The organism is Dokdonella fugitiva, assembly GCF_014138265.1.
GTDB classification, from domain to species: domain Bacteria; phylum Pseudomonadota; class Gammaproteobacteria; order Xanthomonadales; family Rhodanobacteraceae; genus Dokdonella_A; species Dokdonella_A fugitiva_A.
This window is the reverse complement of record NZ_JACGXL010000001.1, coordinates 1,354,090-1,376,926: the sequence shown is the minus strand read 5'-3', so window position 1 is coordinate 1,376,926 and position 22,837 is coordinate 1,354,090. Positions and strand designations below refer to the sequence as shown.

Below are 22,837 nucleotides of genomic sequence, written 5' to 3'. Positions count from 1 at the left end.
CTCAGCGCTGCGCGAGGCGCGCGCGCAGCTCGCGCGAGTAGGGAAGGGCGCTGTCGAGCAATGGCGTGACGCCGTCGCGTATCGCACGCGCCTCGTCCACCTTGCCCTGCGCCTCGAGCGCCTGTGCCAGGGCGACGTTCGCCTCGAGCATGCGCGGATGCGTCGGCGGATGCACCGCCGCGCGCAGTTCCAGGGTTTTGCGCAGCAGGGCCTCCGCCTCCCGCGACTTGCCGAGCGCGAGGTCGGCGCGGGCGAGCGCGTACGCGGCGAACGCGATCTTCGGATGATCGGCCGGATAGGCCTTCTGCGCGTAGTCGACGGCGCGGCGCGCGGTCGCCTCCGCGGTGGTCGCGTCGCCGCCGACGAGTTGCGCCTCGGCGAGGCGCGCGAGCGCGAGCGGTCGCGCGACGTCGGTGTCCGGTGCGGACGGCGGCAGTGCCGCCGCGTCGACGAGCAGCGGCAAGGCCTCGCCGGTGCGGCCCTCGATGCGCAACAGCTCGCCGAGCGACGCCTGCAGCCGCTTCAGCCGGGCCACGTCGTCGGGCTGCTGCTCCTGCTGGATCGCGATCGCCTCGCGCAGCACGCGCTCCGCGTCGTCGTCGCGACCGAGCAGCACGAGCACGTCGCCGAGGTCATTGCGCGCCCCCTGGTCGGCGAGGTTGCGTGCGCCCTGTGCCTGCTCGCCGAGCACGAGCGAGCGTCGCAAAGCGGTCTCGGCGTCGGCGAAGCGGCCGACCTGCGCATAGTCGAGCGCGAGGGCCTGGTACTGTGTCGCGAGTTCGCGCGGCGTCGAGATGCCGGGGCGCTCCGCGCGCGCGACGAGTGCCTCGCGCTGCGGCAGTGCGTCGACGTAGCGGCCGCGGCGCTCGACCATCGTCAGCAGGTTGCGCTCGGCCGAGATGGTCTTCTGGTGGTTCTCGCCGACGAGCTTGCGGAAGATGCGTACCGCATCGCGCAGCGCGTCCTCGGCGGCGGCGAGCCCTTCCTTGCGCCAGGCGAGCACGAGCGCGAGTTCGTTGAGCGCGTGCGCGACCTCGAAGCCGTCGTCGCCGTACACCGCGCGGTAGCCTTCCACGCCCTTGCGCGACGCGCGTTCCGCTTCGTCGAGTTCGCCGCGCGTGGCGAGCGTGTAACCGAACAGCAGCCAGAGTTCGGCGACCGAGTCGTCGTGATCGCCGAGCGCGGCGCTGTCGCGCGCGACCGCCTCGCGCAGGAACTTCTCGGTCTCCGCCGCATCGCCCTTGCCGTCGAGCGCCTGTGCGATCGAGATGTCGACCTCGGCGATCGTCTTCGCCTCGGTGCCTGGTTCGCTGCGGTAGAGCGCGAGGCTCTCGCGCGCGTGCGCGAGCGCATCGTCGAACTGCGCCAGCACCGCTTCCCACTGGGTGAGTGCGAGCAGCACGCGCGCTCGCACGCTGCCGGGCATCGACGGCGCCGCCACCAGGGCGCGCGCGCGCTGCAGGGCGCGCCCGGCGCTGTCGGTGTCGCTGAGGCTAAGGTAGAGCTCGCCGAGCTGGGCGAGCACCTCGGCTTGCAGGTCGGGCTGGCCGGCGAAGCCGTCGGCGAGGTGTTCGCCCTTCTCGAGCAACTGGTGCGGCGTGATCGGCGCGCCGCCGTTCTCGTCGGGACTCGCCTGGCGGATCACGTCGGAGAGGAATTGCTGCATCGCCTCGGCGCGGCGTGCCTGCGCGAGCGCGCGCTCGGCCTCGTCGGCGCGCGCGCGCGCCTGCCACAGCGCGACTGCGGTCAGGGCGAGCAACGCGAGCAGGGCGACGGCGGCGGTCGACACCGCCAGGCGGTTGCGCCGCACGAACCGGCCGACCGTGTAGGCGAGTCCCGGGCGCGCGAGCGTGAGCGGGCGATGCTCGAGCCAGCGCGCGAGATCCTCGCGCAGCAGCGCGACCGATCCGTAGCGCCGCTCCGGCGACGGCTCGAGCGCGTGCGCGATGATGCGGCCGAGGTCGCCGCGCAGCAGGCGTGCGACCGTCTTGCCGCCGTCGCGCGCAGCCGGCGCCGCGCGTGTGTCGGCGTTCGCCTGGCGCGCGAGTTCGGCGGTCGTCCAGTCGGTCGTGCGCTCGCGCGCCGCGGTCGGCAAGCGGCAGCCGACGACGAGTTCGTACAGCAGCAGGCCGAGCGCGTACACGTCGGTCGCCGTGGTGACGCGATCGCCGCGCAGCTGTTCCGGCGCCGCGTATTCCGGCGTGAACACGCGCGTCGCCGGCGTCTTCTCGTCGCTCGGATCGAGCACCTGGGCGATGCCGAAGTCGAGCAGCTTGGCCACGCCCGCGTGGCTGACGTAGACGTTGGACGGCTTGAGGTCGCGGTGCACGACGAGTTGCGCGTGCGCGTGCGCGACCGCGGCGCAGACCTGGTCGAGCAGCGCGACGCGCGCACGCACGTCGAGCGCGTGTCGCGCGCAGAAGTCGAGCAGGGGTTCGCCGTCGACGTACTCCATCGCGAGCCAGGCGCGGCCGCCGTCGGTGCCGGCGTCGACGAACGCGGTGATGTTCGGATGCGCGAGCGCGGCGAGGATGCGCCGCTCGCGCGCGGCGAGGCGCGGTGCCGATGCGACGCGATCGAGCAGCTTCAGCGCGACGCGCTGGGTGAAGTCGGCGCCGCTGCGTTCGGCGAGGTAGACCGTGCCCATGCCGCCTTCGCCGAGACGGCTCAGCAGGCGGAACGGGCCGACGGCCGCGGGCATCTGTTCGTCGGTGCCGAACAGGCGGTCGAAGCCTTCGGGCAGGCGCTCGGTCGACGCGGCCGCGCCGTCGAGCAGCGTGCGCGCCGCGCGCGCGAGCGCATCGTCGACGGCGGCGACGCGTTCGATCTCGCGATCGCGCTCGGGCGCGTCGAGCGCTTCCAGCCGGGCCAGCAGGTCGCGTACTTCGCGCCAGCGTTCGGGCGCGAACAGCGGCTCGCCGGCAGGCGTGCTCACGGCGAGCCGCCGAGCGCGAGCCGCAGGTAGTTGCGCGCGAGGTCGAGATCGCGATGCACGGTGCGCTCGGTCACGCCGCGCAGGTCGGCGATCTGCTTCGCGGTGAGCCCGCCGAACATGCGCCAGGCGAACGTCTCGGCGAGTTCGGCGTCCTGGCGTTCGAGTACGCCGAGCGCCTGGTCGAGCGCGAGCGCGCGTTGCGCGTCGGCATGCATGTCGGGCAGGCCGTCGTCGAGCTCGGTGCGGACGAGGTCGCCGCCGCGCTTCTCGGCGAGCCGCTCGCGCGCGTAATCGACCACGGTCTGGCGCATCGCGCGCGCGGCTAGGTTGAAGAAATGGCGGCGGTCGTTGATCGAGTCGAGCCGGCCGCGCGCGAGCTTGATGAAGGCTTCGTTGACGAGCGCGGTCGGTGTCAGCGTGGCCTGCGCGCCGGCGCGGCCGAGCTGGCGCGCGGCGATGCGGCGCAATTCGGCGTAGATCTCGGCGTAGGCGCGGCCGCCCGCCTCGCGATCGCCGCTGCCGGCCGCGCGCAGCCATTCAGTGAGCGGCGCCTGATCGGTCACGCGGTCCTCCGGCCCCTGCGCGCGTTCGCGCGCCCTTGGCTCGGCAGCATAGCGCATGGCAGCGGCCGGAACGCAGCCGCGTCGGGAATCGTGCCGCAATCCGTTTCCTCGATCAGGCCCCCGCAGAGTCCGCGACCATGAGTACCGTCCCGTACGCCCGTCGGCTCCTGATCCTGCCGGCATGGCTCGTCGCATGCCTGTTGCTCGCGGCCGCGATGCCGGTGCGGGCGGACGAGCATTGCGTGGGCAGCGTGTCCGAGCTGCAGGCGGCGCTGAACGAGGCGGCCGACCCCGCCAACGACGAGGCGACGACGACGGTGCACCTGAAGCAGGGCACCTACCACATCGGCACGACCTCGCTCGTCGGCAACCATGCCCACGAGTTCAACGAGCTGCTCCTGCTGGGCGGCTACAACAGCGACTGCTCGGTGCGCACGGTCAATCCGGACAACACCGTGTTCGACGCCGACGGCGCCGGCATCGTGCACATCGATCCGCTGCACGACCTGTGGATCGAGGGTATCGCGTTCCGCAACATCGGCCCGCCGTTCAACGAAGTGCTGGTCATTCCCGCCGACGACGACGTCATCGTGCGCATCCGCAACGATGCGTTCATCGGTACCAAGGCGGACGTCTACGGCGCGAACGTCTCGGGCGTGCACCTGCGCTTCGTCAACAACCGGGTCAGCGCGATGCCAGCGGACGGCTATTCCGCGGTGGAAATCCTCGGCGTCGATTCGGCACGCGTGATCGGCAACACGATCAGCGGCAACGCCAGCGTCCACGGCATGCTGATCTGCACCAGTTCCGGCGTGCAACTGATCGACAACATCGGCTGGAACAACAACGGCGACGATTTCCGCGTCATCGACGATTGCAGCAACGGCGACAACGAACCCGGCGACGCGCTGTTCAAGTACAACGTGTACCAGGACGTCACCTTGCACGAGATCGCCGGCTCGGGCAGCAACCTGCCCGACGCCGATCCGCTGTTCGTGAATGCGGCCGGCGGCAACTTCCGCCTGCAGGCCGCCTCGCCTGCGGTGAACAGCGGCGTGGCCGACAGCTACATGGCCGACGTGGACCTCGATGGCCACGCGCGCGTCATCGGCTCGGCGGTCGATCGCGGTGCGTACGAGGCACAGGTCGACGACACGATCCCGGCGACGCGGACGGTGACCAACACGAACGACAGCGGCGCGGGTTCACTGCGCCAGGCGATCCTCGATGCGAACGCGAACCCGGACTATTCGTTCATCACGTTCGACATACCCGGTGCCTGTCCGCAGGTGATCTCCCTCGCCAGTGCGTTGCCGTCGATCACGCAGGGCGTGCGCATCGACGCCTGGAGCCAGCCGGGCAGCCGTTCCAACACGAATACGACGGGCGACAATGCAATGCGCTGCGTGATCCTCGAAGGCAACGGCGTGATCGCCACGGGTCTCGATTTCGCCGGAACCGCGTCGACCCAGTTCTGGCTGCAGGGCATCGCCATCGGCGGCTTCACCGGTTCCGGCCTGCGCCTGGGCGGTGGTACCGACGACCTCGTCTGGGGCAACCAGTTCGGCGGCAAGGTCGGCGCGACGACCGTGCCCGGCAACGGCAACGGCATCGCCCTGACGATGGTCGCGACGTCCGCGTCGATCGGCGGCGACGCGCCGGTGCAGCGCAACGTCGTCGCCGGCTCGAGCGGCAACGGCATCTCGATCGGTTCGATCAGCTTCTTCTCCTCGACCGGCAACGAGATCGTCAACAACCTGATCGGCACCTTCGGCAGCGAAACGGCCGCCGCCGGCAACGGCACCGGCATCCGCATCACCACCAGCGGCAACGTCGTGCGCGACAACGTCATCGTCAACAGCGCGAGCGACGGCGTCATGCTGTCGGGCGCGGGCGCGAACGGCAACACGATCGAGCACAACCGGATCGGCCGTACCGACCACCTGTGCATATCGATTCCGGTGCCGCATTGCTTCTCGGACCTCGCGCCGAACCAGCGCCATGGCCTGCGCGTCGAGAACGACGCGCACGACAACATCGTGTCGGCCAACTCGGTCTGGAACAGCGGCAACATGGGCATCTCGGTCGGCGGCAGCGGCAAGGGCAACCGCCTGTCGGCGAACTCCGTGTATGCCAGCGCATTCTACGGCATCGACCTCGACGGCTCCGGCCTCAACGACAACGACGCCGATGCGAACGCCGCGAACCTGCCGAACCGTGGCCTCAACTACCCGACCATCTTGCGTGCCTACGGCGGCAAGCGCACCGGCTGGGTCGAAGGCTCGCTCGATTCGATCGCCGATTCGTACCTGATCCAGGTGTTCACGTCGGCGGCGGCGGACAACGAGCCGAACGGGGAAGGCGAGGTCTACCTGCGCAGCGGCATCGCGTCGATCTTCAGTGCGCCGGCAGGGCAGAACGGCCACACGACGTTCCGCATCGCGTTCAACAGCCCGACCGTGGCGCTCGCCGGTCGCCGCCTTGCACTCACGGCCATCGATTCCGCCGGCAACACGTCGGAATTCTCGTTCAGCGCGCCCTACCTGTGCGACGTGATCTTCAGGAACGGCGTGGACGACGCGGAGAACGAAACCTGTGCGCAATGAACCCGTGGGACGACGCGAGCGATCGGCGGCGATCGCATTCGCCATGCTGCTGGGTGCGACGGGCCCCGTGGACGCCGCGATGTTCAGCGTCGCCAACGTCGCCGACAGCGGCCCGGGTTCGCTGCGCCAGGCGGTCACCGACGCGAACGCCGCGGGCGGCAGCAACACGATCACGTTCGCGATCCCGGGTACGGGCCCGCATGTGATCGCGCTCGCGAGCGTGTTGCCGACGATCACTGGCACGCTGACCGTCGACGGCTACAGCCAGCCGGGCAGCGCACCGAACACCCATGCGCCCGAGCAGGGCGGCCTCGATGCGCAGCTGATGATCGAGCTCGTCGGCAACGGCAACTACGGCTTCGCGATCCAGGGCGGATCGACCGCGCTGACGGTGCAAGGCATCGCGATGCACGGATTCGGCGACGCGATCGTCGGCAACAACGGCGGGCCCGACGCTTCGCACCTGACGCTGTACGGCAACTACATCGGCACGCAGGTCGACGGCAGCGCATTGCCGCCGGTCGGCAACAACGGTAGCGCGGTGCGCTGCGGCTTCAGCAGCGCGCAGATCGGCGGCACGTTGCCGTGGCAGCGCAACCTGCTGTCCGGCAATGGCGGCGCCGGCGTGTTCACGAATGGACCGGTCGTGATCGAAGGCAACCTCATCGGCACCGACGCCGGCGGCACGCTCGCGATACCGAACGGCAGCGCGAACAACTGGGGTGGCATCATCGTCGGTTCGCGCACGGGAGTGCGCATCGGCGGCGCCGACGCGGCCGCGCGCAACGTGATCTCGGGCAACCGGCCGCTCGGCATCGGCCTGTGGGCAGGCTTCGGCCCCGGTGGCCCGGTCGGCGCGTTCGAGATCAAGGGCAACTACATCGGCAGCGACTGGAGCGGCCAGCAGCCGCTGCCGAACGGCTTCGAGCAGCCGAACGCGGCGCAGTCGGGCGGCGGCATCCAGGTGCAGGGCGGCGACGGCAGTGCGCTGCCGATCGGCGGGTTCGGCGACGGCGAAGCGAACCTCATCGCGTTCAACGCGGGCGCGGGCATCATCGCCGGCACGAATTCGGCGCTCGAGGCCTTCGACAGCCGCGCGAACCGCGTCCACCACAACCGCGGCGTCGGCCGGGCGAACCTCGACATCGGCGCGCCGGGGCCGACGCCGAACGATGCGGGCGACGCCGATACCGGCAGCAACGGCGTGCAGAACGCGCCGGAGATCATCTCCGCGAGCCAGAGCGGCAACCAGCTCACGGTCACCTATCGCGTGGACAGCACGACCGCGAACGCCGCCTATCCGCTGCGCATCGATTTCCATGCCGACATCGCCGGCGGCGCCGGCGCGTGGCTGACCCAGGACAGCTATCCCGCGGCGAGCGCGCAGCAGGATCGCACGATCACGCTGCTCGTTCCCGCGGGCGTGAGCGCGATCCCGTTCGTCGCGACCGCGACCGACGCGGGTGGACGCACGAGCGAACTGTCGCCCGCGTTCGACGTGATCTTCGAGGACGGCTTCGAGTGACCGCGCGTCAGCGCGGCGCGCGATAGCCGCCGCGCACGCCGCGCGGCGACAGCACGAGCTGCCAGAGCTGGTTGCGGCGCGCGCGGAACGTCGCCGCCGACGCCGACAGGTAGTAGCGCCACATGCGGCGGAAGCGCTCGTCGTAGCGTGCTTGCAGGCGCGGCCACGCCGCGTCGAAGTTCGCGCGCCAGGCCATCAGCGTGCGGTCGTAGTCGGCGCCGAAGTTGTGCCAGTCCTCGATCACGAACAGGTCCTCGACGGCCTGGGTGATCTGCGCGGCCGACGGGATCATCGAGTTCGGGAAGATGTAGCGCTCGATCCATGGATCGGTGTGGTTGGTCGACACGTTCGAGCCGATCGTGTGCAGCACGAACAGGCCGTCGTCGGCGAGGCAGCGGCGCGCGACCTCGAAGTAGCTGCGGTAGTTCTTCACGCCGACGTGCTCGAACATGCCGATCGAGAAGATGCGGTCGAAGCGTTCGTCGAGTTCGTGGTAGTCCTGCACGCGGATCTCGATCGGCAGGCCCGCGCAGATCGTCGCCGCCAGCTCGGCCTGTTCCTGCGAGATCGTCACGCCGACGCCGCCGACGCCGTAGCGGTCGGCAGCGTACCTGAGCGCTTCGCCCCAGCCGCAACCGATGTCCAGCACGCGCATGCCGCGCTCGACGCGCAGCTTGCGCAAGACGAGGTCGAGCTTGGCCAGCTGCGCGGCGTCGAGGCCGCTCGCCTCGGTCCAGTAGCCGCAGCTGTAGACGAGGCGCCGACCGAGCATGGCGCGGAACAGGTCGTTGCCGAGGTCGTAGTGCCGTTCGCCGACTTCGTATGCGCGCTTGCCGCGCTGCGGGTTGGCGATGCGCGCCTTGAGGAACAGCCAGGCGTCGTCGAGCGTGCCGACGCGTTCGTCCAGGCGTGCATCGATCAGGCGGAACAGGAAGCCGTCGAGCGAATCGGCGTCCCACCAGCCGTCCATGTACGCCTCGCCGAGGCCGAGCGAGCCGTGGGCGAGCACGCGCGCGTAGAAGCGGTCGTCGTGCACGCGCAGGTCGGTGGGCGAGGCGCCGCCGACGTGCACGCCGGCGGCTTCCAGCAGGGAAGCGATGCGTTGCTGCGCGCGGGCGGTACTCATGCGTCGGATGCAGGCGGACGGGTTACGACGCGGAATCAGGACATGCCGCGCCTGAATCAAGTCCGACCGGCAGCGGGCGTCAACCGCGCAGGAACAGCCGCACGAGTCCGAAGCCGGCCAGGGTCATCGCGATCGAGCCGGCCACGTGCGCGCCGATGATCGCTGCGGTCCAGCCCCACTGCGCGCGCAGCATGAGGCTCGTGGTCTCGGCCGAGAACGAGGAGAACGTCGTCAACCCGCCGAGGAAGCCGGTCGTGACCGCGAGGCGCCAGGCGAGCGGCACGCTGTCGAAATGCGCGAACAGCCCCATCGCGACGCCCATGATCAGGCCGCCGACGAGATTCGCCGCGAGGGTGCCGAGAGGGATGTGCGGCAGCAGCGGGTTCAGCGCGAGGCCGAGCAGCCAGCGCACGATCGCACCCGCGAAGGCTCCGAAGCCGACGGCGAACACGGAAACGGCATTCATGGGCCTGCGGGACTCCCGGTGCTGGCATGCATGGGCGCCGCGAATCGTAGCAGGCGATGCGCGGGCGGACCTGCGTCTCGGTCCCCGGGCGAGGTGCTTGCGTCCTTGGGCGCATACCGGTGTAATCCCGCGATCGCCCGTTCCGCCTGCGGGTGTACTGCAATCCATCCGCAGCAGGAACCCTCGGCGGGCGCGTCACGGGGCGCGTACTCACCTGGACTCCTTCCGCTCGAACCACTGGGGAAATCATGCGAGTTTGCAATCTGCTGCGGGCCTTCACCGGGCTCGCCGTACTCCTTTCATTGGCCATGCCGGCCGCCGTGCACGCGCGCATCGTCACGATCGACATCAATCAGGCCAAGGGCGTCGACGCGAGCGTCGACTACGCGCGCCTGGTCCAGTACGGTCCCTGGGACGACCGCAACTACGCGTTGACCGCGGCCGATCTCGCCTACCTGCCCAAGGAAGAAACCGAGGCGCGTGATCCGCTGCCTGCGTTCTATCGCGTGTGGGCGCGCAAGGCGGCGATCGCCGAGGGCCATCCGCTGCCGACCAGCGGGGCCGCGCAGTATCCGCGCAAGGCCGTCAACGTCTTCCTGTCGAAGTTCGGCGGCCTCCAGATCGACGGCAAGGTCTATCGTGCCATCACCCGCCTCGACGACGGCAAGTTCGAGGTCTACGACGAGGAAGAGCTCGAGGAGATGAGCGCGACGTGGCCGCGCTTCGTGAGCGGCGAGGTCAAGATCACGCCGCCCGGCTACGAAGAAACCGCGATCGCGGTCAATCCGGTCAATACCGACATCGTGATCGCCGGCAGCAACGGCACCGGTTCCAACCAGGTCATGTGGCGCTCGACCAACGGCGGCGCGAACTGGACCGGACCGATCAACCTGCCGAGCAATTCCTTCTGCGATCCCTCGGTCGGCTGGTCCACCGACGGCCAGACGGCCTACACCACGTCGCTGCTGGACAGTGGCACAGCGGGCGGCGCGATCTACCGTTCGACCGACGCCGGCGTCACCTGGACCCAGGGCGCGTCTTTCGGCAACGGCAGCAACTCCGACAAGGAATACCTGCACGTCGATTCCGCCACCACGTCGCCGTACAAGGACAACCTCTACGTCTCCTGGCACGAGAACAACGTGCAGAAGTTCGTGCGCTCCACGGACAAGGGTGCGACCTTCGGTCCGACGTTGACGATCGATTCCGGCTTCGTCGGCATCGGCAGCGACATCGCCAGCGACAAGGACGGCAACGTCTACTATTTCTTCCCGACCTCGAGCGGCGCCCGCCAGATCCGCGTGGCGAAATCGACCAATGGCGGCACCTCGTTCGCGGCCGGCGCGAAGGTGGCCGACACGAAGGCGCAGTTCGACTTCCCGCTGCCGTCGATGCCGTCGCGCAGGGCGTTCATCTACGTCTCGGCCGATGCGGATCTTTCCAACGGCCCGTACGCCAACAGCATCTACGTCGCGTGGCCCGATACCTACGACACCGAGAATGAAAGCAGCGCGACCGCGAACCATGCGCGCGTGCAGGTCGCGTATTCGCGCGACGGTGGCGCGACGTGGACCACGACGACGCCGCATCCGACGACGGACCAGTCGACCGTCGACCGTTACCAGGAATGGTTGAAGGTCGACCAGTGGGGCCGCGTGCACGTGATGTACTACGACACGCGCAACAGCGCCAATCGCACCGGCGTCGACGTCTACTACTCCGTCTCGCTCGACGGCGCGCAGACGTGGCAGCCGCCGCGCCGCCTCACGACCGTGACGTCGCCGAAGATCAACACGTCGATGGAGTGGGGCGACTACAACGGCATGGACATGGCGATGAACGACATCATCGCCATCTATACCGACAACCGCCTGTCCAACGGCGGCGAGGTCTGGGCCGTCGGCGGCTTCGCCGACTCGCCGGCACCGGACTACAGCATCGGCCTGCCGAACACGACCCAGTACGTCTGCGCCGGCAACGCGATCAACCCGATCTCGGCCTCGGTGAGCTCGCTCGGCGGTTACGCCGGCACGGTCACGCTGAGCCTGCCGGGTCTCGATACGTCCGCGTTCACGGGCGGCCTGTTCGCGCCGAATCCGGTCACGCCGCCGACGAACGGCAGCACGACGTCGATGCTGACGCTCGGCACCCAGCCGGGTGCGGCCGCGGGCAGCTACACGGTCACCGTGCACGGCACCGACAACCAGGTGCCTGCGGTCGCCAACGACGCGACGTTCGACGTGCAGATCGCATCCGGCCAGCCGGGCGTGCCGTCGCCGACGCTGCCTGCCGATGGTTCCACGGGTACGCCTCGCCAGCCGGTCTTCAGCTGGAGCGCGGACCCCGCCGCGGTCGGCTACACGATCGAGATCGCGACCGACGCCGGCTTCACGGCGATCGTCGATACCGGCACGCCGAGCGCGGCGACCTACACGCCCGCGACCGCGCTGCAGCCGCAGACGACCTACTACTGGCGCGTGCGTTCGAACAGCCCGTGCGGCAACAGCAGCACGTCGCAGGTGTTCTCGTTCACGACCGGCGTCACGTTCCCCGAGCCGTACTGCAGCGTCTCCTTCCCGAGCAACGTCGAACCGATCACGCACGTGCTCGTCGCCGCCATCGACAAGACCAGCAGCCCGGTCGTCAACGGCACGCCGGCGCTCGAGGACTTCACCGCGACGGTCGGCAATGTCGCGGCCGGTTCGAATGCGTCGATCAAGGTCGAAGGCAACACCGACGGCAACTACACGACCTACATCGCCGCCTACGTCGACTGGAACCACAACGGCACGTTCGACGCGGGTGAAGGCACCAACGTCGGTTCGATCACCAACTCGACCGGCACCGACGGCAAGCAGGCGATCGGTACGATCGCGGTGCCCGCGGGTGCGCTTGCCGGCGCCACGCGCATGCGCGTCATCAAGAAGTACGCGACGTCGGCGGTCTACCCGGGTGCCTGCAACACCGACGGCTACGGCCAGGCGGAGGACTACACGATCACGGTCGGCGGCACGCCGAGCTACACGGTCGGCGGCAGCGTCGGCGGCCTGACCGGCAGCGGCCTCGTGCTCTCGCTCAACGCGGGCGCGCAGACCCTGCCCGTCGCGGCGAACGGCGCGTTCACGTTCCCGACCGGCCTCGCCAACGGCGCGGCGTACGCGGTCACGATCGGCACGCAGCCGAGCGGCCAGACCTGCTCGGTCGCCAACGGCAGCGGCACGATCAGCGGCGCGAACGTCACCAACGTCGCGGTCACCTGCGCGGCGACGCCGACCTACACGATCGGCGGCACCGTCAGCGGCCTGTCCGGCGCGGGCCTCGTGCTCTCGCTCAATGCAGGTTCGCAGACCCTGCCGGTGTCCACCAACGGTGCGTTCATGTTCCCGACTTCGGTCGCGAATGGGACCGCGTACGCGGTGGCCGTCGGCACGCAGCCGGCCGGCCAGACCTGCACGGTCGCCAACGGCAGCGGCACGGTCGCGGGCGCGAACGTGGCGAACGTGGCCGTGGGCTGCATCGACGACGTGAGCGACTCGATCTTCGTCGACGGCTTCGATCTGCCGTAAGCCTTGCGCGACGATGGCATCGAAGGGCCGGTCCTGCGGGACCGGCCCTTTTTTTTGCGATGTAGCGACCGCGCACTCCCGGTGGCACGGGCTTCGCTGTAGCATGCCCGGCCGCCTTGCCCACGCACATGACGATCGCGACAACACCCCGCCGACGCCTGCTCGCGCCGTTGCTCGCCGCGCTGGCGATGTTCGGCCCGTTCTCGATCGACACGATCTTCCCGGCATTCCCGGCGATCGAGGCGGAGCTGCACGCGAGTCCATTCGCGATGCAGCAGACGATCAGCGTGTACATGATCGCGTACGCGCTGATGTCGCTGCTGCACGGTCCGTTCTCCGACGCGCTGGGCCGGCGCCGCGTGATCCTCGCCGGTGTCGTCGTGTTCGTGGTCGCCTCGATCGGTTGCGCGCTGTCGGGTTCGATCGGCGCACTGCTCGCGTTCCGTGCGCTGCAGGGCATGTCCGCGGGCGCCGGCCTCATCGTCGGCCGCGCGATCATCCGCGACTGCTTCGAGGGCGTCGAGGCGCAGAAGCTGATGTCGACGGTGTCGATGATCTTCGGCATCGCACCGGCGATCGCACCGATCGTCGGCGGCTGGGTCATCGCGTTCGCGCGCTGGCCGACGATCTTCTGGCTGCTCGCCGCGTTCGCGTTCGCGCTCTGGCTCGCCTGTATCGCCTGGTTGCCGGAGACGCATCCGCGCGAGCGCCGCGTGTCGCTGTCGCTGCGCGAGCTCGCGACGACCTATCGCCTGATCGGTCGCGACCGCGCATTCGTGCCGCTCGCGCTCGCCGGCTCGCTCAACTTCAATGCACTGTGGGTGTACATCTCGTCGGCGCCGGTGTTCGTGCTCGACCTGCTCCGGCTCGATGCGCAGCATTTCGCCTGGCTGTTCGTGCCGGCGATCAGCGGCATGATGACCGGCGCGTTCCTTTCCGGGCGCGTCGCAGGACGGCTCGCGCCAGCGACGACGGTGCGCCTCGGCTACGCGATCATGCTCGCCGCGGCCGTGCTCAACGTGCTGCTCGCGTGGCTGCTGCCGCAACCGCGCGTGCCGTGGTCGGTGATCCCGATCGGCCTGCACGCGATCGGCATCGGCATGAACTTCCCGACGCTCACGCTGCTCTTGCTCGACCGGTTCCCGCACCATCGCGGTGCGGTGTCGTCGGTGCAGGCGTTCATCAGCCTGGTCATCAGCGCGACGATCGCCGGCGCGCTCGCGCCGGTGCTGTCGGCGAGCCCGCTGCGACTCGCGCTCGGCGCGCTGCTGTCGACGACGCTCGGCTTCGCCGGCTGGCTCGCCTATCGCGCGATCACGCGGCACGAGCGCGCGACCGGCGCCGTCGCCTAGCCCCCGCGTGCGGGCCGGGCACGGAGCGTGCCCGGCCCGCCCCCGCTCATGGACCGTCGAAGCCGTCGCTGAAGATCGTGTCGAGGCGCAGCAGGAACGCACCACGACCATGCGTGCATGCGAGCATGTTGCCGGTGTGCGCGTTCGCCTTGATGTCGAACACCGCGACGTTGGGCATGCCCTCGTTGTACGGGATCCAGGTCGCGCCGCCGTCGATCGACAGATAGACGCCGATGTCGGTGCCCGCCCACACCTGGCCGGCGAAGTTGGGATCGAAGGCGATCGAATTGACCGGGATGTCGGGCAGGCCGTTGGATGCGTCGCTCCAGGTCTGGCCGCCGTCGGTCGACTTGCGCACGTTGTGCGCGGGCAATGCCCCGGTGAAACCCGCGCGCGACTGGAACATGACGTTCGGGTCACGCGGGTCGATCGCGATGTCGGACACGTACTGGGCGATCACCGCCGGCGTCGCGTCGGTTTCGCCGAAGCTCGCGCCGCCGTCGATCGAGCGCCAGAACCGCCCGTTGCTCGTGCCGACGAACAGCACGCTCGCGGGTTGGCCCGGTACGACGTTGGCGACGGTCTCGATCGCGCTGATCGCCCCGGGCGCGCTCGACGGCGGCACCGGCGGCGCGAACGGCGCACCACCGTTGAGCAGCGTGTAGACGATGCTGCTCGGGGTCGCGGCGACGGCGTTGGCGAAGAACTGCGGCGCGACGTACAGGTGGTCGGTGCCGAAGTAGAGCGTGTCGGTGACACCGTGGTCGAGCGCCATCGGCGCGTAGAACAGCATGTTGTCGGAGAGGTTGATGCCGTTGTTCCAACCCGAATACGAGCCCGCGAACCAGAGATAGTCGTTCGGCACCGAGGCGACGCCATTGAGCGCGACGGCGGCGCCGACGAGGTTGTTGGTCTGGTTGAAATACGTGTGCGCGACCTGGTTCGGCGTGTTCGGGTCGATCAGCGCGAAGCCGCCGTCGCCGTCGTCGCTGTGGCTCCACCCGTTCGTGCCGAGCCAGCTGTCGGTGCCGTTGTCCTGCGTGCCGCCGAACGCCTGCGTCGGATCGGTCGGATGCAGGTCGCACTGCTGGAACTGGGTCAGTTGCAGGTTGCTGTTGACGCTCGTCCAGTGGTCGCCGCTGTCGTCGGAGCGGAACACGCCGCCGTCGTTGCCGACCCAGATGCGGGCCGGTTGGCCGGGCCACGACGTGATCGCGTGCATGTCGGCGTGCAGCGCCGAGTTGCCGTCGATGCCGACCATCGTGTCGACCATCGTCGTTCCACCGTCGGTCGAGCGCATGAACGAGCTCGGCAGGCTGCCCGAGGTGCCGGCGCCGCCGGTGAACACCGTCGCGGGTGTCTCGGGCGGCACGTAGACCGGCATGTCGTACCAGCATTGGCCCCCGCAATAGCCGTTCGCCGCGGGCTTGACCGTCCAGGTGGCGCCGCTGTCGGTCGATACGTAGAGCTGGCCACCACCGCTGCCGGTGGTCACGCTGACGCCGAGGTAGAGCGTGCTCGTGCCGCCGTTCGGTGCGACCGACAGCCACGTGCGCGCGATGCCGCCGACGCCGTTCGCACCGACGATCGCGGGCAGGCCCACGGCGACGCCGTCGACCGCGTTCCAGGTCGCGCCGTTGTCGGTCGACTTCAGCAGGCCGCCGCCGACCACGGGGGAAATCAGCGACATGCCGGCCCACCAGGTGGTGCTCGCGACCGGATCCTGCACGATGCGCGACACGCGCGCCTGCGCGGCCGGTGTGGCCGACAGCGTCCAGGTCTGGCCACCGTCGTTCGACACGTAGATGCCGCGCGTGGGGGTGAGCGGGCCGGGCGTGCCGCCGACACCGAAGATGCCGCTCGACGATCCGGCCAGTACGTGCTGCGGGTTGTTCGCGTCGACCGCGATCGTCGTCACGCTGCGACTGCTGAACTGCGCCTGGCCGTAGGGGCCCTGCCAGGTGCGGCCGGAATCGGTCGATTTGTAGATGCCGATGCCGGCATAGCTGTCGCCGCTGAAGTTGCCTTCACCCGTGCCGATGTAGAGCGTGGCCTGGTTGAGCGGGTGCGCGCCCGGCGAGAGCGTGATCGATCCGATCGCCAGCGAGCCGAGGAAGTCGGTCAGCGGCGTCCACGTCGCACCGTTGTTGAGCGTGCGCCACACGCCGCCCTGCGCGCCGCCGGCATAGACGGCATTGTCGATCGGGTCGATCGCGAGTGCCGCGACGCGACCGGCGACCGACGAACGGGTGCTGTCGGTCGCGGACGTCGGTGTCTGCCCGCCGAGGATCGGCGCCGGGCCGATCGCCTGCCAGGTCTCGCCGTGGATCGCATCGGTCGTCGCCGTCGCGCGAAACGCACGGTACGCACGCAGGCGCGCGGCGGAGGCGTCGAATGCGGCATCGTATGGATTGATCCGCCGGCTCGCGTAGTACGCCTCGCGTTGCGCGGCGACGTCGTCGGATTCCTCGTCGGCCTGGGGTGGTCGCGCCGCGTGGACATCAGCGGCGATACCGAGGGTGGTCAGGCCGGTGACCAGCAACAACGTGTGCAGCGGTGTGCTCATGACGCCTCCTGTCAGACCCCCAGAGTGGGTAAATCAGGAAGAAGGCGTAGTGTATATCCGCCCGAAGGCGGATCGGGTGTGCCGGAACGACTATTCCGCGGCTGCAGCAGCGGCCTGGGTGCCGCCGAGGATCGCGCGCAGCACCGCGAACACTTCGTCCTTGCTGCCAGTCACGGTGATCTGGGTCTCCCGCGGGATGCCGGTGCCGATGTTGACCGAGTAGCCGATGCCGAGGTCGTTGCCGTCCTCGTCGATGCGTGCGTAGGTTTCGGGGCGGCTGATGTAGGCGATCGCGCCCGCGTCGACGAAGCGGCCATCGGGAAGCTTGATCCAGCGCTGCATGGGAATGTCCGTTGAAGAAGTGGGCGACGATGCGCCTGCCGGGTCACCGGCAGGCGCATGCGCGGATTGTGGACTGTTTTGGCGCTTTCCCCAATCCCGATGCGGCCGGCCTACTCCCAGCCGCAGCTCTTGCCCTTGTTCTGTTCCTGCAGCCAAGCGTACAGCGGCGCGAAGTAGTCGATGATCGCGCTCGCGTCCATCTCCTCCTTGCCGGTGAGTTCCTTCAGCGTCTGCTGCCACGGCTGTTGCGCGCCTTGCGAGAGCATCTTCCAGTACTTCGCCCCGGCTTCCTTGTTGCCGTAGATCGAGCACTGCGACAGCGGGCCCTTGTAGCCGGCCGCGTCGCAGAGCGAGCGGTAGAACTGGAACTGCAGGATGTCGGCGAGGAAGTAGCGCATGTACGGCACGTTCGTGGGAACGTGGTTCTTCGCGCCCGGGTCGAAGTCGGCCGGCGTCGCCGCGACCGGCGAGGACAGGCCCTGGTACTTGCGGCGCAGCTGCCACCAGCCTTCGTTGTACTTGTCCGGCGCGATCGAGCCGTCGAACACGCCCCAGCGCCACTTGTCGATGAGCAGGCCGAACGGCAGGAACGCGACCTTTTCCAGTGCGAGCTTCATCTGTGCGTTGAGCACCGCCTTGTCGTCGCTGCCGGCCTTGCCGGCGAGGCCGATCTGCGCGAGGTAGGCGGGCGTGATGTTGAGGCGGATCGTGTCGCCGATCGCCTCGTGGAAGCCGTCGTTGGCGCCACCCTGGAAGATCGGCGGTATGTCCTTGTAGGCCACGTAGTAATAGATGTGGCCCATCTCGTGGTAGATCGTGTACTGGTCTTCCTCGGTCGGCTTGATGCACATCTTGATGCGCATGTCGGTGCTTCCGAGATCCATCGGCCATGCGCTCGCGTGGCAGAGCGCGTCGCGGTCGCGCGGGCGCAGCAGCATCGACTTGTCGTAGAACGATGACGGAAGCGGCGGGAAGCCGAGCGACGTGTAGAAGTCCTCCGAGCGCCGCACCATCGCGACCGCGCTCTTCATGTCCGCGTCGTGCTCGAGCGCGGCGAGGTCGAGCGGCGTCGGCTTGCCCTTGAACGCCTTGCGCTGCGCGTCGAGGCCGGCCTTGCGCTGCGCGTCGAGGTGTTCGTTGACGTCGAGGTTGCCGACGCCCGGATACGGCTGCAGCAGCGGATAAAGGTTGGCCCAGTCCTGCGCCCACATGTTGCCGGTGATGTGCGCGGGGATCGTGCCGTCCTTGGGCATGCGTTCGCCGTACTTCTCGGCGAGCTTGTTGCGCGTGTAGCACTGCAGCTGGCCGTACAGCGGCTGCACCTGGCCCCACAGGCGGTCGGTTTCCTTCGCGAACTCGGCCGGCGACATGTCGTAGCCGGCACGCCACATCGTGCCGACGTTGTCGTAGCCGAGGTCGCGTGCGCCTTCGTTGAGCAGTTCGGCGAAGCGCTGGTAGTCCTTGAGCATGCCGCGGCCGACGTGGTGCCAGCCGCTCCACGCGTCGAGCGCATGGTCCCAGTCGCGGTCGGTCGCGAGCACTTCGGACAGCTGGTCCAGCGTGCGGCAGCTCGCCGGATCCTTGTCGTCCTTGCAGTACTTGCCCGAACCGTACGCCGCGGTCAGCTTCGACGCGAGGTTGGTCGCCTCGGTCAGGTGCGCCGGGTCCTTCGGTGCCGGCATCGCGGTCTGCAGCTTGAGCAGGTCGAGCGCACGGCGGTCCTTCGGATCGATGTCGGCCACGTGGTCGAAGCGGCGCGACTCGTCGATCTTCACCGACAGCCACTTCAGCATCGCCTCGTTCGCGCGCGCTGTGAGCATCTCGGTGTCGCCGGTGATGTATGTTTCGGCGACCCATTCGGCGGCGTTCGCGGCGAGGTACTGCGCCTTGTACTCGGCATTCATCTTCTCGACGAACGCGTGCGCGTCGGCAGCGGTCGGGGCGGGCGGCACCTTCGCCTTGCCGGCGGCCGGCAGCGCCGGCGACAGCAGCGCGAGGGAAAGGCCAACGAGCGATGCCGGCAGGGTGCGCATCGGGGACTCCGGGGCGGGCGGGGGAATGCGCCGCAGGCTAGTGGCACCGACCCCGCGCGCGCAAGCTGCGCCGCGGCGCCGATTTGTGTTCGCCGGCAAATCAAAATACGATGTTGGTCGTACATTGGCACGGCGAAGCTGGCGGAGTCGGACCGCATGAATGCGCTGTCGCAAGTCCGCCTCGAGGCCGGTCGTTTCCTCGAGGTCGGTGCGCACATCCTGGATACGGACACGTTGCGGCTTGCCACGACGCCGGACGCCAAGCTGCCACCGAAAGCCGTGGCGGTGCTGGTCCGGCTCGCGCACGCCGGCGGGCGCACCCTGGGCCGCGACGAGCTGCTCGACGAGGTCTGGCGCGGAACCTGCCCGACGCCGGACGTGCTGACCCAGGCGATCAAGGACCTGCGCCGCGCGCTCGGCGACGACCCGCACGCGCCGCAGTACATCGAGACGGTGCCGCGGCTCGGCTACCGGCTCGTCGCACCGACCCGGTTCCTCGACGCGCTGCCGATCGCGGTCGCACCGGAGCCTGCGCCGGTGCCCGGCGACGCCGCACCGACGCTTGCGGCGACCGTGCCCGCACCGACCGTGCCGGCGAAGGCGTCGATGCGCCGGGCGCGCAGCTGGTTCGATGCGACCGCGATGCTGCTCTGCGCGGTCGCGCTCGTCCTCGCGGTCGCCGCGCTCGTGCGCACCTTCGTGCCGCCCGCGGCGCCACCGAAGGCGCTGCACTGGCAGGTCGACGAACAGCGCAGCCTGACGTCGGAACCGGGACCGGAAAGTTTTCCGCGCATCTCGCCCGACGGCAGCCGCATCGCCTACTCGATCGGCGATGCCGCGACGCACTCGTCGCGCATCGTGCAGAAGGCGCTCGACGCGCCGGGCGCGGTGCGCCTCACCACGAGCGAGGCCGGCAACGAGTACTACCCGATGTGGTCGCCGGATGGCAGCGCCGTCGCGTTCATGCGCTTCGAAGGCGAGCACTGCCGGCTCGTCGTGGTGCCGCCGCTGGGTGGTTCCGAGCGCGTCGTCGACGACGAATGCTACGCCGGCCTCGTCAATCCATTCGCGTGGACGCCGGACGGCAAGGGCCTCGTCAGCACCGCGCCGTCGCAGGAAGGCGTCGACGACATGAGCATCGTGACGTGGCCGATCTCGGGCGGCGGCGGGCGCCGGCTCGACTACACGCACGCGTTCAACGACACCGACCTCGACGCGCGTTATTCGCCCGACGGTCGCTGGATCGCGTTCCGCCGCGGCGCCAATCCGAACAGCGACCTGTTCGTCGTGCCCGCGGCCGGCGGCGAAGCGCGCCAGCTCACGCGCCTGGCCACGCGCATCCGCGGCTACGACTGGGTGCGCGACGGCAGCGCGATCGTGTTCTCGTCCGGCCAGGGCGGCCAGCAGGCGCTGTACGTCGTCGACCTCGCCGACGGCCGCATCGATGCGCTCGGCGTGCAACCGGCCGAGTTCCCGAGCGCGGCGCGCGCGACCGACACGGTCGTCTACGAAATCCCGCGCATGCGCCAGCAGCTCTCGCGCGTCGACGTCGACGCGCCGGGCACGACGGTCGACCTCGTGCCGTCGACGGGCAGCGACGGCGCGCCGACCGCGTCGCCGGTCGACGACGACGTCGTGTTCGTGTCCGATCGCGGCGGCTCGCAGCAGTTGTGGATCCTGCCGCACGGCGCGCGCGAAGCGTACGCGCTGACGTCGCTGCCCGAACCGACGTTGCTGCATCCGACCTGGCGTGCCGACGGCGCGCGCGTGCTCGTCACCGCGCGCGGCCCGTTCGGCGGGCGCCTCGTCGAAGTCGAGGTCGCCTCGCGCGTCGTGCATGCGCTCACCGACGTCGCCGACGAGGACGTGCGCAGCGGTACCTATGGCAACGCCGCCGGCCGCTTCGTCGCGGTCGTGAACGCGCAGGAGCGGCGCAGCGAACTCATCGCGTTCGATTCGGTCGACGGGCGCCAGGCGAACCGGAGCGTGCTCGCGCAGGACGTCGGCCGCGCCGACTTCGATGCGGCCAGCGGTGCGATCTATTTCACGCGCATCACCGCGCCGGGGTTGTTCCGCCTCGATCTCGCGAGCGGCGAGGAGAGCGATGTCACGCGCGCCCTGTCACCGTCGCACCTCGACGGCTGGCGCGTGCACGGTGACGAGCTCTACTACATCGCGCCGAAGGCGGCCGGTCCGAGCGAACTCAAGGCGCGTCCGCTCGCCGGCGGCGACGAGCGCACCGTGCTCTCGTTGCCGACCTCGATCGCCGACCTCGCGTTCGGCGTCAGCCGCGACGGCCGCAGCATCTACGTCGCGCGCGTCGTCGCCGAGGACACCGACGTCGGCGCGGTGCGCCTGCACCGCGAGACGGCCGACTAACACCGCGGCGCTTCGTCGCTCGCCCCGCCCCGATCCAGGCCCCCGGCCGACGCACCGGCCGCCATGCCGCGGCATCCCGTTGCGCTCGTCCCGTCCCACGACACCGCCGTCGGCGCCGCAATCCACACCGATCGGCCCATCCGTTGCCGGGGACGACCACGCGTGGCCTTCCGGGGCACGCGACGGTCGCTTGCGCTCGACCGTGCATGCGGCGCGACGAAGCGTGAGTAGCCCGAGCCCGCTGTCGCGTGCACGCTTTCCGGCGTTGCGCATTCACCACAAATTCGTCGCTGCACGGTCACGCTTCGTCGAAAAGTCGGCGACGCTTCCTGACTCCGCCGCGTATTTGACGCTACTACGGGTCGACGGACCTCACGACAGGGTGGCGGGAAATGCGGATCGAGTGTGAAAGACTTGCGAACGGCGGCAGGCTGGATCTCGGCAGTGGTGAAGGCACGGGTGCGGCGTCGTTGCTGCGGGTGGTGCTCGGCGCCGGCCGCGGTTGCGTGATGCAGGGAGTGGCGCAGGCGGCGATGGTGTTCGTGCCGCTGCGCGGGCGCCTGCAGCTCGCCGAAGGCGACAACCTGCATACCTTGCTGCCGGGCGAACTGCTCGTCGTCGAGCAAGGCCAGCGCCTGCAGGCGATCGGCCGGGGCGGCGCACTGTGGATCGCGCTCGCCTGCGGCGCGTCGGCATGGCGGCGCTGCGCCGGGGCGGACACACCGAGCGATCCGGTGCTGTTGCCCTCGCTGCACCCGGCCAGCCGCGCGTTGCGCTCGATCGTCATCGAGCTCGCGCGGACCGCATCGCGCGAGAAGGCGACGCTCGAGCTGGCGACCTTCGCCGCGGCGATGACCGAGCTGCAGGCCGAGTTCGATCCGCTGATCGCGCGCTGCCCCGGCCGCACCGCGTCGCAGCGCCGCAACGTGTTCCTGCGCCTGCAGCGCGTGCGCAACGTGATGTCGGCGAACTGCCACCTCGACCTCGACATCGCCGGCTTCGCGCGCATGGCGAGCTATTCGCCGTGCCATTTCATACGCACGTTCAGCACCGTGTTCGGCGAGACGCCGCACGCAGTGCTGGTCGAGCAGCGCCTGCGCCGCGCGCACCGGCTCATCAATGCGAGCGGGCTCGCGATCACCGAGGTCGCGCGCGTGAGCGGGTTCGAGGATCGCTGCGCCTTCGCGCGCTCGTTCAAGCGTCGCTTCGGCATCACCGCGAGCGGCCTGCGTGAACAGGGTCGCGTCGCGGCGTGACCGTGCCTGCGCGGTGCGGGCACCGTGGCGGGCACCCGCGTGTTCATCGATTGCGGATTCGTTGCTCAATTTTTGCAACCTATCCTGAAAAGACAGGCCAAGGCTCCGTCTTCACGTTTTCC

Annotated in this window: 13 protein-coding genes; 6 read left to right on the top strand and 7 right to left on the bottom strand. The window is 69.5% G+C overall.

All coding sequences use genetic code 11. The features are described 5' to 3' along the window. Nucleotide 1 precedes the first annotated feature (1 nt). Both FHW12_RS06215 and FHW12_RS06210 read right to left on the bottom strand, forming a co-directional pair. Complete coding sequence (locus FHW12_RS06215) at nt 2–2,935, bottom strand: serine/threonine-protein kinase (protein ID WP_182530076.1); 2,934 nt, start codon at nt 2,933–2,935, stop codon at nt 2–4. Further along, nucleotides 2,932–3,498 carry an ECF-type sigma factor gene (locus tag FHW12_RS06210; protein ID WP_182530075.1) on the bottom strand — a complete coding sequence of 189 codons (567 nt, stop codon included), beginning with the start codon at nt 3,496–3,498 and terminating at the stop codon, nt 2,932–2,934. The genes FHW12_RS06215 and FHW12_RS06210 overlap by 4 nt, the downstream gene beginning before the upstream one ends. A 137-nt stretch (nt 3,499–3,635) precedes the next feature. Here FHW12_RS06210 and FHW12_RS06205 point away from each other — a divergent pair, with 137 nt between their 5' ends. Beyond that, nucleotides 3,636–6,104, top strand: coding sequence for a right-handed parallel beta-helix repeat-containing protein (locus FHW12_RS06205; protein ID WP_182530074.1), 2,469 nt, complete (start codon nt 3,636–3,638; stop codon nt 6,102–6,104). A 79-nt stretch (nt 6,105–6,183) separates the two neighbouring features. Further along, on the top strand, nt 6,184–7,629 hold the full coding sequence (locus tag FHW12_RS06200; protein ID WP_182530073.1) for a hypothetical protein: 1,446 nt from the start codon (nt 6,184–6,186) through the stop codon (nt 7,627–7,629). Between the two features lie 7 nt (nt 7,630–7,636). On the opposite strand, the gene cfa is transcribed toward FHW12_RS06200, so the two are convergent. Then, a complete protein-coding gene (cfa, locus tag FHW12_RS06195; protein ID WP_182530072.1) occupies nt 7,637–8,755 on the bottom strand; it encodes a cyclopropane fatty acyl phospholipid synthase in 1,119 nt (372 codons plus the stop codon). 79 nt (nt 8,756–8,834) lie between these two features. Continuing rightward, nucleotides 8,835–9,221 (bottom strand): fluoride efflux transporter CrcB, encoded by a 387-nt coding sequence (crcB, locus tag FHW12_RS06190; protein ID WP_182530071.1) that lies wholly within the window; start codon nt 9,219–9,221, stop codon nt 8,835–8,837. Between the two features lie 248 nt (nt 9,222–9,469). Between crcB and FHW12_RS06185 the strand changes: the two genes are divergently transcribed. Together FHW12_RS06185 and FHW12_RS06180 are read left to right on the top strand one after the other, a co-directional pair. Continuing rightward, nucleotides 9,470–12,787 (top strand): GEVED domain-containing protein, encoded by a 3,318-nt coding sequence (locus FHW12_RS06185; protein ID WP_182530070.1) that lies wholly within the window; start codon nt 9,470–9,472, stop codon nt 12,785–12,787. A gap of 128 nt (nt 12,788–12,915) precedes the next feature. Then, entirely contained in the window at nt 12,916–14,139 is a 1,224-nt protein-coding gene (locus FHW12_RS06180; protein WP_182530069.1) for a multidrug effflux MFS transporter, read from the top strand. 46 nt (nt 14,140–14,185) lie between these two features. Here FHW12_RS06180 and FHW12_RS06175 read toward each other — a convergent pair whose 3' ends face one another. The 3 genes from FHW12_RS06175 to FHW12_RS06165 all read right to left on the bottom strand — a co-directional run bounded on the left by FHW12_RS06175 (nt 14,186) and on the right by FHW12_RS06165 (nt 19,080). Then, on the bottom strand, nt 14,186–16,705 hold the full coding sequence (locus FHW12_RS06175; protein WP_182530068.1) for a hypothetical protein: 2,520 nt from the start codon (nt 16,703–16,705) through the stop codon (nt 14,186–14,188). Between the two features lie 90 nt (nt 16,706–16,795). Further along, nucleotides 16,796–17,047, bottom strand: coding sequence for a hypothetical protein (locus FHW12_RS06170; RefSeq protein ID WP_182530067.1), 252 nt, complete (start codon nt 17,045–17,047; stop codon nt 16,796–16,798). A gap of 110 nt (nt 17,048–17,157) precedes the next feature. Beyond that, a complete protein-coding gene (locus FHW12_RS06165; RefSeq protein WP_182530066.1) occupies nt 17,158–19,080 on the bottom strand; it encodes a M2 family metallopeptidase in 1,923 nt (640 codons plus the stop codon). A gap of 156 nt (nt 19,081–19,236) precedes the next feature. Here FHW12_RS06165 and FHW12_RS06160 point away from each other — a divergent pair, with 156 nt between their 5' ends. Beyond that, nucleotides 19,237–21,459 carry a winged helix-turn-helix domain-containing protein gene (locus tag FHW12_RS06160; protein ID WP_182530065.1) on the top strand — a complete coding sequence of 741 codons (2,223 nt, stop codon included), beginning with the start codon at nt 19,237–19,239 and terminating at the stop codon, nt 21,457–21,459. 392 nt (nt 21,460–21,851) lie between these two features. After that, nucleotides 21,852–22,715: an AraC family transcriptional regulator gene (locus FHW12_RS06155; protein ID WP_182530064.1), complete on the top strand. Its 864-nt coding sequence runs from the start codon at nt 21,852–21,854 to the stop codon at nt 22,713–22,715. Nucleotides 22,716–22,837 lie beyond the last annotated feature (122 nt).